The sequence below is a fragment of the Sphingomonas sp. SP1 genome (assembly GCF_058313395.1).
The window spans coordinates 1,642,300-1,655,158 of the sequence record NZ_JBZFLC010000001.1 but is presented as its reverse complement, the minus strand read 5'-3'; the positions used below and the strand labels follow the sequence as shown (position 1 = coordinate 1,655,158).

Here is a 12,859-nt window from a genome sequence, read left to right as displayed (position 1 = left end):
CCAATCCTGATTTGACTTGACGTGCGCCGGAGAACATACACGGAACTGATGTCACAAACGGGTACCGACAACACCTCGCCTCCGAATGGAGATCGTAGAGGCGCCAGTCTCAGGTTTCTCCGCAGATTCATTGTCGTCACATTCTTCGGTCTGCTGGCCTTGGCTACAATCGTTTTGAGCCAACTGATGGTCCAAAGTGCGCCGCCGCGCATCGACTACACCGATCTACTTATGATCGTACTTACAGTCCTTTCGATAATGCTGACGATACTAGGTTTGGGCTTAGCGGTTTTGGGTGTCATCGGCTGGGCTACATTTGAAGCCAAACTTCGGGATCATTCCTTCTCGTATTTTGCTGCTGAGCTCGGCAAGGATGGCCGCCTAAGAAGAGAGTTGGAGGCATTGATCATTGAGACAAGTCTTCGTGGAGTTGAGAGCATAGACGCCAACGCCGCAAAGGGAGCAAATCGACAGGGCGAAGGTGATGGCGAGTATGTCGATTAGCGCTTTCGCTCACCGCTTCTCGGAACAAGAACTCGCGACTTTGCAGAGGTTCACGGCCGACATACCAGTAAAGGTTGGAGCACTTGCTCGCGAACTCGGGCTCAAGGTGGTGGTGTCCACCTTGCCGCTCAATATCTCAGGAATGTTGAAACCCGACGAAAGCGGCGAGGGTTTCGTCATCAAGATTAACCGATATGAACCTAAGCAACGCCAGCGCTTCACCATCGCTCATGAGATCGCGCACTACCTTCTGCACCGCGACTTAATCGCGAAGGGTGTTGTTGACTCAGCTTTGTACCGATCCAAGTTGTCATCCAGACTTGAAGCTGAGGCAAATCGACTTGCAGCGGACATACTGATGCCTCGTGATGCAATCGCGAGAGAGACAAAAGCTGCACCGTCACATGTTGACGTAGATCAATATCTGGCGCAAAAGTTCGACGTTTCGCTGCCGGCGATGGACATACGCACGGGCTGATCAATGCTAGCTGCCATAACTTACGCTCCGCTTCTCAGAACGAAGGTCGCGGAGGTGACAGCTTATCGAAACTTGTCTTCGGGTGTGAAAGACTCAGTTTTCCCAACGTTCTTAGCTCGCCCATGGCCTCATGCGGCTAATCTGGACCTGACTATTCAGCGGGTGTTGGAGGCCACAGATGGCCGCCCTTTTGCCCTTGGGCTTGATCGCACCAGGTTGCACGACGACAACCCAAGAGCTGCCCAAGCGCAGTTCAGAAATCTCTTCGAAAGCAACAACGGCTTCCGTGCATATTATGACTGGATTGCTGAGATACCGGCAGCAGTACCCGTTCTTCAGCGTTCTTCGGACGGTGCCAACCTGCTTTTACAGCTTGGCCGGGCTGAGGCGCTAGATCGAGGCTTGATTGTTCATCAAACCCAAGAGAACTTCCTTCCTGTTCTAAACATAGCCGGCTCGGTGCCTCCGCTGCCACATGACACTGTCTTTTTTGTAGATGCGGGCTGGTCGCGCAATTACGAGCTGCTTGAGGCTTGGACGGTGCAAACCGTGGAGCGAATTACGACTGCGATACCGGACGCCGAAGTTGTAGTCGCGGCGAGTTCATTCCCAGCCGGGTTCTCGACCATCGTCGGGGCTGGTAATCGATCTTCACTGGAACGGAGACTGTTCGGAGCCATTCGCCAGAGGTTTAATAGAGCGAACCTGACCTATGGCGATTGGGGCAGCACAAGGTTAGACCAAAGCGGCGGCGGCGGAACCATACCGCCGCGCGTAGATCTTGCTCTTCCAAATGGATGGGCGATCTTTCGTGCTGGAGATGGTGCGGGACTTACATACGCCGAGATGGCCGAAGCTGCGAGATCGAGCACTGCCTTCACCATGGTACCAGAATGTTATGGAAAGGAACTGGTAAGGGCTACCCCGGGCCCTGACGGCATTACTGGGACGGAAAAGAACACTCGGGCGCGGATAAACATGCATCTCACGATTCAGTCCGGCGCTGCCGCAACCCTCGATACGGATGATGTGGAATACGAAGACTGAGGGAGTGCGCTACGTTTCTGGGCAAACAGTGACAGGGTTAAGGATCGCCTGCTAACCCTCCCCCCATGCCCACCGCAGACGACTCCTCCTCCACCACCACCCTTGCCCTGGCGGTCTCTTCGAACCGACTTCGGCTGTCGCTTCGCTCGGCCTCCCCTCAGGATGAGCGGGTCTGATGACTGAGCAGGCTCAGGAGATTGAGGTTCCGTTCGACGCCGCGCTGTCGGAGCGCTATCTCGTCTATGCCCTCTCCACGATCACGGCGCGCTCGCTGCCCGACGTTCGGGACGGCCTGAAGCCGGTCCACCGCCGCCTCCTCTGGGCGATGCGGCTCCTTCGGCTCGATCCGGCGGGGGCTTACAAGAAGTCGGCGCGCGTGGTCGGCGACGTGATCGGCAAATATCATCCCCACGGCGACCAGTCGGTCTATGACGCGATGGTGCGGCTCGCGCAGTCCTTTGCGCTGCGGTATCCGCTGGTCGACGGCCAGGGGAACTTCGGCAACATCGACGGGGATAACGCCGCCGCCTACCGCTACACCGAGGCGCGGCTGACCCCGGTGGCGACGCAGCTGATGTCCGGGCTCGACGAGGGCACGGTCGGCTTCAGGCCCACCTATAATGGCGAGGACGAGGAGCCGGAGGTGTTTCCGGGCCTGTTTCCCAACCTGCTCGCCAACGGGGCGAGTGGCATCGCGGTGGGAATGGCGACCTCCATCCCGCCGCACAATGTGACCGAGCTGCTCGACGCGGCGGCGCACCTGATCGACAATCCGGCGGCCGAAACGCGTGAGCTGCTCGACTTCGTGTCCGGTCCCGACTTCCCGACCGGCGGCGTTCTGGTGGACTCGAAGGAGGCGATCGCCCTCGCCTACGAAACCGGTCGGGGCGGCTTCCGGCTGCGCGCGACGGTCACGGTGGAAAAGGAAAAGGGCGGCGGCTGGCACCTGCTGGTCAGCGAGATTCCGTACGGCGTGCAGAAGGGCAAGCTGATCGAGCAGATCGCCGAGCTCATTGCCAACAAGAAGCTGCCGATCCTGGCCGACGTTCGCGACGAGAGCGACGAACAGGTGCGCGTGGTGCTGGAACCGCGCAGCCGAACGGTCGATCCGCAGCTGCTGCTCGAAACGCTCTATCGCCTGACCGAGCTGGAGGTGCGCTTCCCGCTCAATCTGAACGTGCTGGACGCGACGCGGACGCCGGGGGTGATGAGCCTGAAGCAGGTCCTCGCCGCCTGGCTCAAGTTCCAGATCGAAGTGATGCTGAACCGCTCACGCACGCGGATCGGCAAGATCGATGACCGGCTGGAACTGCTCGACGGCTTCCTGGTCGCCTTCCTCAACCTCGACCGGGTGATCGCAATCATCCGCTACGAGGACGAGCCCAAGGCGATGCTGATCGCCGAATTCGCGCTGACCGACCGGCAGGCCGAGGCGATCCTCAACATGCGGCTGCGATCTCTACGCAAGCTGGAGGAGATGGAGATCGGCAAGGAGCGGACCGCGCTGGCGAAGGAGCGGGACGACCTCACCAGGCTGATCGAAAGCCCGGCGCGGCAGCGGACCCGGCTGAAGAAGGACCTTGCCGCCGTCAAGGACAAGTTCGGCGACGCTCGGCGGACGCGGATCGAGGAAGGGCCGAGCGGCCGGGCGGAGATCGACTGGTCGGCGATGATCGAGAAGGAGCCGATCACCGTGATCCTGTCCCAGCGCGGCTGGATCCGGGCCATGCGCGGGCACGTCGCGCTGGACGACGCGGAGACGCTGAAGTTCCGCGAGGGCGATGGGCTGCACCTCATCATGCACGCGCAGACGACCGACAAGCTGCTGCTCGCCGGCGAGAATGGGCGGGTCTACACGCTGGGCGGCGACAAGCTGCCGGGCGGGCGCGGGTTCGGGGAGCCGGTGCGGCTTTCGATCGACCTGCCTGCGGAGGTGGAGATTGTGGCCCTGTTCGTGGTCCGGCCGGAGATGAAGCTGCTGGTCGCGTCGAGCGACGGGCGCGGGTTCGTCACCTCGGGCGAGGCGGTGCTGGCCGAGACGCGCAAGGGCAAGCAGCTGATGAACCTGCGCCCCGGGGCGAAGCTGGCGGCGTTGAAGCCGATCGGTGTCGAGGCGGACGCGGTGGCGGTGCTGGGCGAGAACCGCAAACTGCTGCTGTTCAACTTGTCCGAGCTGCCGGAAATGGGTCGCGGAGCGGGCGTGCAGCTGCAACGCTACCGCGACGGCGGGCTGGCCGATGTCACCGTGCTGAAGATGGCGGACGGCCTCAGCTGGAGCATGGGCGGCGAGAGCGGACGAACCCGGACGGAGGCGGACCTGACCCCCTGGCGTGCGATCCGCGGGGCGAGCGGGCGGATGGCGCCGATGGGCTTTCCCCGGAGCAATCGCTTCAGCTGACTTACTTGCATAAGACAGTTAACCGGTTAATCTCCCTGTGCGACTCGCTGGAGTCGAATGGGGAGACAATTTCATGCGCACCGCTGTTCTGCTCGGCGCCGCTGCCGCCGTCCTGTTGACTGGAACCGCCTTGGCCCAAACCGCTGCACCCGCCGTCCCGTTGATCCCGCGCGAGGCCCTGTTCGGCAACCCGAGCAAGACCGCCGGCCGAATCTCGCCGGACGGCAAGTGGCTCAGCTGGATCGCCCCGCGCGATGGCGTGCTCAACGTCTGGGTCGCCCCCGCCACCAACCCCTCCGCGGCGCGGCCGCTGACTACGGAAAAGGTGCGGCCGATCCGCAGCTATTTCTGGACACCCGACAGCAGCCAGCTGCTCTACATCAACGACAAGGGCGGGGATGAAAACTTCCTGCTGTACGGCGTGGACGTGGCAACCGGCCGTGAGCGGTTGCTGACACCGTTCGAAAAGGTGCGGGTGCAGGTGGTGGGCGTGTCACCCCTGGTAACGGACCGCATCCTGATCGGTCTCAATAACCGCGATCCCAAATGGCACGATCTTCACAGCCTCGACCTCAGGACCGGCAAGTTGACCCCCGTGCTGATGAACACTGCGAATGTGTCGAGCTTCCTGACGGACGCCCGGCTGGTCGTCCGGGGTGCGACCAAATCGCAGCCGGACGGAAGCTCGACCTTTCACCGGGTGGTGAACAATAAGGTCGAGGACGCGGCGTTGGAGACGATCGGGCTCGACGATGCGCTCAGCACCGCGCCCGCCGGCTACACGACCGATGGCAAGACGCTGTATTGGGTGGATAGCCGCGGACGGAATACGGCGGCGCTGGTCGCCCAGGATGTGGAGAGCGGGCGCAAGACGGTGTTGGCCCAGAACGCTCGCGCCGACATCGGTAGTGCGCTCAGCAATCCGCGCACGGGCGTGGTCGAAGCCTATGCGGTCAATTATCTCAAGAACGAATGGACTCCGCTGGGCGATGCGGTGGCGGCAGACCTCAGCTTTCTCAAAGGCCGCCTGCCGGGCGAATTGGCGGTAACCAGCCGGACGCTTGCGGACGACAAGTGGACGGTGGCGGTGACGAGTTCGACGCAGCCGACTTCGACCTACCTGTACGACCGCAAGGCGCGGACCGTGACGAAGCTGTTCGACAGCCGACCGGAACTGGCAGGGGCGCCGCTGGCGGCGATGCTGCCGGTCGAGATCAAGTCCCGCGACGGACTGACCCTCCCCTCCTACCTCACCCTCCCGCCCGGGTCGGATGCCGACGGCGACGGACGCCCCACCCGCCCGGCCCCGCTGGTGCTTCTGGTCCATGGGGGTCCGTGGTCGCGCGATGGCTATGGCTTCAACGGAATGCATCAATGGCTCGCCAACCGCGGCTATGCGGTGCTGTCCGTCAACTTCCGCGCCTCCACCGGCTTCGGCAAGCAGTTCCTGGCCGCCGGCAACCGGCAATGGGGACTGAAGATGCACGATGATCTGCTCGACGCCGCTGACTGGGCGGTGCGACAGGGCGTCACCACGGCGGACAAGGTCGCGATCATGGGCGGCAGCTATGGCGGCTACGCGACGCTGGCCGGCATGACTTTCACGCCCGACAAGTTCGCCTGCGGCGTCTCGATCGTCGGGCCGTCGAACCTTCAGACCTTGCTGAAAACGATCCCGGCCTATTGGGAGTCGATCAAGACGCAATTTTACCAGCGGATGGGCGATCCCACCACCGAGGAAGGCCGCAAGTTTCTCGACTCGATTTCGCCGCTCTACAAGGCCGGAGACATCAAAAAGCCGCTGTTGATCGGTCAGGGCGCCAACGACCCGCGAGTCAACAAGGCGGAAAGCGAGCAGATCGTCGATGCCATGCGGGGCAAGAATATCCCGGTCACCTACGTCGTCTTCCCGGACGAGGGCCACGGCTTCGCGCGGCCGGTGAACAGCATCGCGTTCAATGCCGTCGCCGAAAACTTCCTCGCCAAATGCCTCGGCGGACGAGCCGAACCGATCGGCGACACGGTCGCGCGGTCGACCGCCGAGGTGCCGCACGGCGCGGAATATGCACCCGGGTTGCAGGCGGCGCTGCAATCCAGACCGAGCGCAGGGGGCAAATAAGAATCAGGCTTCCGCGACTTTGGCGAGCAGCCATTCGCGGAAGCGCTTGATCTTGGGCAGATTGCGGCGCTCGGGCGGTATGACGAGAAAATAATGCCAGCCCGCCGTCGCCGTCAGCCCGAACGGCTGGATCAGGCGGCCGTCACGAAGGTCGTTGCGCCAGAATGCGGGGGTCAGCAGCACGAAGCCCAACCCGCCCATCGCCGCGTGTCCTTCGTCGGCCTGGCTGTCCAGCCGCAGTCCGGCCGTCCGGGCCCGGGAGGTGGCTTCGACCCCGGCAGCGTCGAACCAGATGTCCCACCATTCGTCCGACGGACTGACCAGCGGGAGGTCGGGCAGGTCGGCCGGCTCGAGCTTACGGCCGAGCCGTTCTTGCGTGCGTTGCAGGAACGACGGCGTGCACATCGGCGTGAAGTTCACCGGCAGCAACGGGGTCGCTTCGAGGCCCTCCCAAGGGCCGGTGCCTGCACGAATGCCGACATCAGCCTCGCCGCTGCGCAGGTCCACCAATCGATAATCGGTGACCAGCCGAACCGCGAGGCCGGGGTGCTCGATCTGAAAGGAGCCGAGCCGCCACGTGAGCCAGGTGTTGGCGAAGGTAAAGGTCGTGCTGATGGTCAACAGGCTCTCGTCTTCCTGGCGGGTGACGGCAAAGACCTGGGCGATACTGTCAAGCGCCCGGGTCAGGACCGGCTGCAACTGTTCTCCAAGGGGCGTCAGGCGGGCGCGGCCCCGCTCGCGCACGAACAAGGGTGCTCCGACCCGGTCCTCGAGGGACTTAACCTGATAGCTGACCGCCGCCTGGGTCATGCCGAGTTCGCTGGCAGCGGCCGTGAAATTCTGGTGGCGGGCGGCGGCTTCGAATACGCGCACGGCGCTTAACGGTGGCAGATTTCTCACCCGTCTTACTATAAGCCTGACTTATCGACTATGTCGAGCGTTCGATTGGCGTAACGATTTCGGGCAGCATAGATATTCGTCAGCGCCGGTGCCCCGCTCCCTCCTCAACCCTAAGGGGAACCGGCGCGTCAGACAGGGAAGGAACATCGTTATGGCTTATGGCCTCAGTCCCCGCTTGTTCATCGAAAACGGTCCCGAATTCATGTCGCGCCAGGCCCAGGCGCAGTCGAGCTCCCATGCCCATGGCGTCGTGTGGGGCAAGCTCAAGCCCGCCGAGCGGATCGATTTGATCAATCGCTTTCTGAAAGCGGCGTGAAGCCCCGTCGACAAGGAGAAGAACGATGCGTGATGAACTTTTCGATCGCGATTATCAGAACGGCCGGGCGGAACTGCACAACGGCGTCGACCGATTGATCCAATCGCTGGCCGACGGATTCAGCTTGCTTCACCGCCGCGCCTGGTCCGCTCCCTGGAGGAATGAGCGCGACTGCGCGATCCATTGATCGACCCGCTTCAATTGCGCGTCCAGCCGCCCTCGCTTATAGCGGCCCCGAACGCCCCGGCCCTTGCGTCGATTTGTCGACCCTTGCGGCCGGGGCGCCGTCTTTTTGAGCGCAAGGGAACATCGATCCATGGCTCGCCGCCGCCAAATCTACGAGGGCAAGGCTAAGATCCTCTATGAGGGTCCGGAGCCGGGCACGCTGATCCAGTATTTCAAGGACGACGCCACCGCATTCAACGCGCAGAAGCGTGGCACCATCAGCGGCAAGGGCGTCATCAATAATCGCATCAGCGAGCACATCTTCACCTCGCTGGCGACCATCGGGGTCCCGACCCACTTCATCCGTCGCCTGAACATGCGCGAGCAGTTGATCCGGCAATGCGAGATCATCCCGATCGAGGTGGTGGTGCGCAACGTTGCCGCGGGGAGCCTCAGCAAGCGGCTCGGGATCGAGGAAGGCACGCAGCTGCCGCGCACGATCATCGAATATTATTACAAGGATGACGCGCTAGGCGACCCAATGGTGGCCGACGAGCATATCGCCTGCTTCGGCTGGGCCAGCCAGGACGAGATGAACGACATCGCCGACATGGCGATCCGGGTGAACGACTTCATGGCCGGCCTGTTCGCTGCCATCGGCATCCGTCTGATCGACTTCAAGCTGGAATTCGGGCGGGTCTGGGAAAATGACTTCCCACGCGTCATCCTGGCCGATGAGATCAGCCCCGACGGCTGCCGCCTGTGGGACATGAAGTCGGGCGAGAAGCTGGACAAGGACCGGTTCCGCCAGTCTCTCGGTGGCGAAGCGGAGGCCTATCAGGAGGTCGCGCGCCGGCTCGGCCTGCTGCAGAGCGAGGAATTCGCGGTGCTCGACCTCGACAGCCACCGTAAGAAAAAAGGCCTGTAGAACCTTGGGCCACGCTTGAGCGTATGATGAGTGTGGCTCGAATTCTGAATATCGCATCCTGGGTGGCCCCGCTGCTGGGCTGGCTCGTTCTGGCGGCCGGCGCAGGTCCGCTGCTGACCGGCATCGTGCTGACCGGGGTCGTGCTTGCGGCCGTCCATCACGCGGAAACGGTAGCCCACAAGGTCGGCGAACCATTCGGTACCCTGATCCTGGCGGTCGCGGTCACGGTGATCGAGGTCGGGCTGATCCTGTCGCTGATGCTCGCCAATCCGGAGACGGCCTCGACCCTTGCGAGAGATACCGTCTTCGCGGCGGCGATGATCATCCTCAATTTCCTGCTGGGCCTATGCCTGCTGGTGGCCGGCCTGCGTCATTCGGACCAGCGCTTCACGCGGAGCGGCGTGACTGCGGCGCTTAGCACGCTTGCTACTCTCATCGTCTTGACGCTGATTTTGCCCAATTTCACCCTCGCGGTGCCGGGCCCGATCTATTCCGCGCTTCAGCTGAGCTTTGTAGCGACCTGTTCGCTGGTGCTCTACCTGACCTTCGTCTTCGTGCAGACCATCCGTCATCGGGCGTATTTCCTGCCGACCGGACCGGCGCGCGAGATGCCCGATGAGGAGGCCCCGCCGCCGAGCAAAGCCCGGACCTGGCTGGCGCTGGTGCTTCTGCTCGTCAGCCTTGGCGCCGTGGTGCTGCTGGCCAAATCGCTGTCCGCCCCGCTGGAGGAAGCGGTGCGTGCCGCCGGCCTCCCGCTCGCAGTGGTAGGTGTCGCCATCGCCGGTATCGTGCTGCTGCCGGAAAGCGTCGCGGCGGTGAGGGCGGCACGGGCCAAGCGGCTGCAAACCAGCCTCAACCTGGCGCTCGGGTCGGCACTGGCCACCATTGGCCTCACCATCCCGGCGGTGACTGTGGCCTCCTTCATGCTCGACCTGCCCTTGTCGCTGGGGCTCGGACCGTCGTCGATGACGCTGCTGGGCCTGACGCTCTTCATTTCCTCGCTGTCGCTGGCACGTGGGCGAACGACCGTGCTCCACGGTGCGGTTCACCTGGTGATCTTTGGCGCGTTCCTGCTCACCACCTTCGTTCCTTGAGCGGAATAGGACTGTCCTACACCGGCGTTGTTGTGCTGAAAGCCGCCCGGTGAACGACTGTTCTGCCCGCGCCCAATACCCAAGCTGTACCCTGCGCAAGGCGACGGGCGGGATGCCGTTCGAGACCCACCTACCTGTTACCTTTGTCACCTTATCTCGGTCATGAGCCTTCCTCGCGTCCGCGTCGTCACCCTGAACGCGGCCCTCGGCCCGCTCGATTACCGTGTGCCCGACGGTGCCGCCGTGGGACCGGGCAGCGTGGTGGTGGCGCCGCTGGGTCCACGGCAACTGATCGGAGTGGTATGGGAACCGGAACGGCTTCCAACCGAGGAGGTCGGCGATAACCGGCTGCGTCCGCTGCTTGGGGTTCTCCCGTCACCTCCGATCAAGCCCGAGCTCAGGCGGCTGGTCGAGTGGACCGCCGACTATTACCTTGCCCCTCTTCCCGCCGTGTTGCGGATGGTCCTGCCTTCTTCGTCCGCGTTGGAAGGATCGCGGCAGCTGACCGAGTATCGGCCGACCGGCGTGGTTCCGGACCGCCTGACTCCGCAGCGGCGTCAGGCGCTTGAGCGGCTGACGGACCGGCAGGGGACCATCCGCGAACTGGCCGACCTTGCCGAAGTCAGCGACACGGTCCTGCGAGGGCTGGTGAACGCCGGAGCGCTGGAGGCGGTGCAGGTGGAGGCTGACAGGCCGCTGCCCTGCCCAGACCCAGGCTTCGCGCCGCCCGATCTCAACGAGGAACAGCGGGCGGCGGCCGAAAGCCTGTGCGCGGCAGTGGGTCAGGGATTCGATCCGGTACTGCTCGACGGAGTGACTGGCTCGGGTAAGACCGAAGTCTATTTCGAAGCGATCGCCGAATGCGTACGGGCGGGCAAGCAGGCGCTGGTCCTGCTACCCGAGATCGCACTGACGGAACCGTTCCTGAAGCGGTTCGAGGCAAGGTTCGGCTGCGCTCCGGTTGCATGGCATTCGGGGCTGCGTTCGTCGCAGCGACGGCGGTCCTATCGGGCGATCGCGTCCGGGGAAGCCCAGGTGATCGTGGGCGCGCGATCGGCGCTGTTCCTGCCCTACGCGGCTCTCGGCCTGATCGTGGTGGACGAGGCGCATGAGCCCAGTTTCAAGCAGGAAGACGGGGTCCAGTATCACGCCCGCGACGTGGCAGTGATGCGGGGAAAGTTCGAGGATATTCCGGTTGTGCTGTCCTCCGCGACTCCCGCGATCGAAACCCGGCACATGGTGGAGATCGGCCGCTATCGCGAATTGAAGCTGACCGGCCGCTATGCCGGCGCGCAGTTGCCGGCGATGGACGCGATCGACCTCACCAAGGATCCTCCGCCGCGGGGCCGCTGGCTGGCGCCGACGCTCGTGCGGGAACTCGAAGCCAATCTGCAGGCGGGCGAACAAAGCCTGCTCTTCCTGAACCGCCGTGGCTTTGCACCGCTGACATTGTGCCGCACCTGCGGACACCGCTTCCAATGTCCCAATTGCACCGCCTGGATGGTCGAACACCGGCTGATGCATCGCCTCGCCTGCCACCATTGCGGCCATGTCATGCCGCCGCCGCGCCTTTGTCCCGAGTGTGGGGACGAAGACAGTCTCGTCGCCTGCGGACCAGGCGTGGAGCGGATCGCGGACGAGGTTGCGGCGCTATTCCCTGAGGCGCGAACGGCAATCGTCACCAGCGATACCATCTGGTCGCCGGCGAAAGCGGCGGAGTTCGTCGGGCAGATGGAGGAAGGCGCGATTGATATTGTCGTTGGAACGCAATTGGTCACGAAGGGCTACCACTTCCCCAACCTGACGTTGGTCGGAGTAGTGGACGCCGATCTCGGGTTGCAGGGCGGCGACCTGCGCGCGGCGGAACGAAGCTTCCAGCAGATCGCGCAGGTGGCGGGCCGGGCGGGCCGGGGCGGAAAGCCGGGCCGCGTATATGTCCAGACGCACGAACCGACGGCGCCGGTCATCGCGGCGCTGGTCAGCGGCGATGCGGAAGGCTTTGTCGCAGCCGAAACGGACGCCCGGCGCGAGGCGGCGATGCCTCCGTTCGGCCGCCTGGCTGCGCTCATAATATCGAGCGAGGACGGGGAGGAGGCGCTCGCGGTGGCACGGCGGATCGGCGACAAGGCGCCCCAGGTGGAAGGTATGGCGGTATTCGGCCCCGCCCCTGCCCCGCTCGCCATGCTGCGCGGACGGCATCGCCAGCGGTTGCTGGTCCATGCCGCGCGGAGCCTGGACGTTCAGGACGTCATCCGCGACTGGCTTGCCAGCGTGGATTGGAGCGCAAAAGTGCGGGTCGCAGTGGACGTCGACCCGTATAGCTTTCTTTAGGCGACGTTCCTCAGGCGACCACCCGCCCGTCGATATTTCCGGCGGGCGAGTAGTGGCAGACGAGATAATCGTTGTGCCGGGACGAGCGGATCGCGCAGCCGACCCGGGTCGTGGTCCGCCAGATCAGCTGACTATAATGACCGACATCGGCCCAGTTGCCGTTGCGGCTGACATAGGGGAAGACGCCGCGACGGAAGTGCCGGCGCTCGCTCAGCCAGCCGCCCACCATCTGCTCGGGCGAGAACGCGTTACGCGTGCCCATCCACAGGTTCTCACCCGCGCCGCCCCGCGCCGCGCGGTTGCTGTGGCCCCATCGCCCCGTCGCGGCCAACTGCGCTGCGTAACGGTCGGCCGACGCGGCCAGCCCTCGGTCCCATGCCAGCGGCGCAACGCCCCACGCTGCCCTCTCCCGGTTATGGGAGATCAGGATACGAACGTGATCCGGTACGATCAGGCGCGAGGTCGAATTGATCGGATAGGAATTGGCGCTGCCGGCCCCGGCTGTAGCAAGCAGGACGGCGCCTGCAGCCCAGATATTGCTCAATTTCATCAGCCCACCCCGGCTTTAAAGACAAACGC

12 protein-coding genes are annotated in these 12,859 nt (G+C 63.7%); 10 read left to right on the top strand and 2 right to left on the bottom strand.

Going from position 1 to position 12,859, the window contains the following annotated elements:
• Positions 1-48: 48 nt before the first annotated feature.
• From AC4GYS_RS08375 to AC4GYS_RS08355, 5 genes are all read left to right on the top strand, one after another.
• Complete coding sequence (locus AC4GYS_RS08375; RefSeq protein WP_491108630.1) at positions 49-504, top strand: hypothetical protein; 456 nt, start codon at positions 49-51, stop codon at positions 502-504.
• Positions 485-982, top strand: a complete 498-nt coding sequence (locus AC4GYS_RS08370) for an ImmA/IrrE family metallo-endopeptidase (RefSeq protein ID WP_491108629.1) — start codon at positions 485-487, stop codon at positions 980-982. Before AC4GYS_RS08375 ends, AC4GYS_RS08370 begins: the two co-directional genes overlap by 20 nt.
• A 3-nt stretch (positions 983-985) precedes the next feature.
• Positions 986-2,029 carry a beta family protein gene (locus AC4GYS_RS08365; RefSeq protein WP_491108628.1) on the top strand — a complete coding sequence of 348 codons (1,044 nt, stop codon included), beginning with the start codon at positions 986-988 and terminating at the stop codon, positions 2,027-2,029.
• 175 nt (positions 2,030-2,204) lie between these two features.
• Positions 2,205-4,427: a DNA topoisomerase IV subunit A gene (gene parC / locus AC4GYS_RS08360; protein ID WP_491108627.1), complete on the top strand. Its 2,223-nt coding sequence runs from the start codon at positions 2,205-2,207 to the stop codon at positions 4,425-4,427.
• A 73-nt stretch (positions 4,428-4,500) separates the two neighbouring features.
• Complete coding sequence (locus AC4GYS_RS08355) at positions 4,501-6,546, top strand: S9 family peptidase (RefSeq protein ID WP_491108626.1); 2,046 nt, start codon at positions 4,501-4,503, stop codon at positions 6,544-6,546.
• 3 nt (positions 6,547-6,549) lie between these two features.
• Here the strand turns inward: AC4GYS_RS08355 and AC4GYS_RS08350 are convergent, their stop codons facing one another.
• Positions 6,550-7,419, bottom strand: a complete 870-nt coding sequence (locus tag AC4GYS_RS08350; protein ID WP_491108625.1) for a LysR substrate-binding domain-containing protein — start codon at positions 7,417-7,419, stop codon at positions 6,550-6,552.
• Between the two features lie 178 nt (positions 7,420-7,597).
• Here AC4GYS_RS08350 and AC4GYS_RS08345 point away from each other — a divergent pair, with 178 nt between their 5' ends.
• From AC4GYS_RS08345 to AC4GYS_RS08325, 5 genes are all read left to right on the top strand, one after another.
• Positions 7,598-7,762: a hypothetical protein gene (locus tag AC4GYS_RS08345; protein WP_491108624.1), complete on the top strand. Its 165-nt coding sequence runs from the start codon at positions 7,598-7,600 to the stop codon at positions 7,760-7,762.
• Positions 7,763-7,787: 25 nt separating this feature from the next.
• Entirely contained in the window at positions 7,788-7,949 is a 162-nt protein-coding gene (locus AC4GYS_RS08340; RefSeq protein WP_491108623.1) for a hypothetical protein, read from the top strand.
• Between the two features lie 129 nt (positions 7,950-8,078).
• The gene (gene purC, locus AC4GYS_RS08335; protein ID WP_491108622.1) at positions 8,079-8,855 is read left to right on the top strand and encodes a phosphoribosylaminoimidazolesuccinocarboxamide synthase; all 777 of its coding nucleotides are present in this window, start codon (positions 8,079-8,081) and stop codon (positions 8,853-8,855) included.
• Between the two features lie 26 nt (positions 8,856-8,881).
• The gene (locus AC4GYS_RS08330) at positions 8,882-9,949 is read left to right on the top strand and encodes a calcium:cation antiporter (RefSeq protein WP_491108621.1); all 1,068 of its coding nucleotides are present in this window, start codon (positions 8,882-8,884) and stop codon (positions 9,947-9,949) included.
• A gap of 162 nt (positions 9,950-10,111) precedes the next feature.
• Positions 10,112-12,280, top strand: coding sequence for a primosomal protein N' (locus AC4GYS_RS08325; protein WP_491108620.1), 2,169 nt, complete (start codon positions 10,112-10,114; stop codon positions 12,278-12,280).
• Positions 12,281-12,290: 10 nt separating this feature from the next.
• Here the strand turns inward: AC4GYS_RS08325 and AC4GYS_RS08320 are convergent, their stop codons facing one another.
• Positions 12,291-12,830: a CAP domain-containing protein gene (locus tag AC4GYS_RS08320; protein ID WP_491108619.1), complete on the bottom strand. Its 540-nt coding sequence runs from the start codon at positions 12,828-12,830 to the stop codon at positions 12,291-12,293.
• Positions 12,831-12,859: the final 29 nt, after the last annotated feature.

Excerpts from the sequence above, each read along its gene's own strand:
- AC4GYS_RS08375 (WP_491108630.1), top strand. The coding sequence starts at position 49 with ATGTCACAAACGGGTACCGACAACACCTCGCCTCCGAATGGAGATCGT.
- AC4GYS_RS08370 (WP_491108629.1), top strand. The coding sequence starts at position 485 with ATGGCGAGTATGTCGATTAGCGCTTTCGCTCACCGCTTCTCGGAACAA.
- AC4GYS_RS08365 (WP_491108628.1), top strand. The coding sequence starts at position 986 with ATGCTAGCTGCCATAACTTACGCTCCGCTTCTCAGAACGAAGGTCGCG.
- parC (WP_491108627.1), top strand. The coding sequence starts at position 2,205 with ATGACTGAGCAGGCTCAGGAGATTGAGGTTCCGTTCGACGCCGCGCTG.
- AC4GYS_RS08355 (WP_491108626.1), top strand. The coding sequence starts at position 4,501 with ATGCGCACCGCTGTTCTGCTCGGCGCCGCTGCCGCCGTCCTGTTGACT.
- AC4GYS_RS08345 (WP_491108624.1), top strand. The coding sequence starts at position 7,598 with ATGGCTTATGGCCTCAGTCCCCGCTTGTTCATCGAAAACGGTCCCGAA.
- AC4GYS_RS08340 (WP_491108623.1), top strand. The coding sequence starts at position 7,788 with ATGCGTGATGAACTTTTCGATCGCGATTATCAGAACGGCCGGGCGGAA.
- purC (WP_491108622.1), top strand. The coding sequence starts at position 8,079 with ATGGCTCGCCGCCGCCAAATCTACGAGGGCAAGGCTAAGATCCTCTAT.
- AC4GYS_RS08330 (WP_491108621.1), top strand. The coding sequence starts at position 8,882 with ATGAGTGTGGCTCGAATTCTGAATATCGCATCCTGGGTGGCCCCGCTG.
- AC4GYS_RS08325 (WP_491108620.1), top strand. The coding sequence starts at position 10,112 with ATGAGCCTTCCTCGCGTCCGCGTCGTCACCCTGAACGCGGCCCTCGGC.
- AC4GYS_RS08320 (WP_491108619.1), bottom strand. The coding sequence starts at position 12,830 with ATGAAATTGAGCAATATCTGGGCTGCAGGCGCCGTCCTGCTTGCTACA.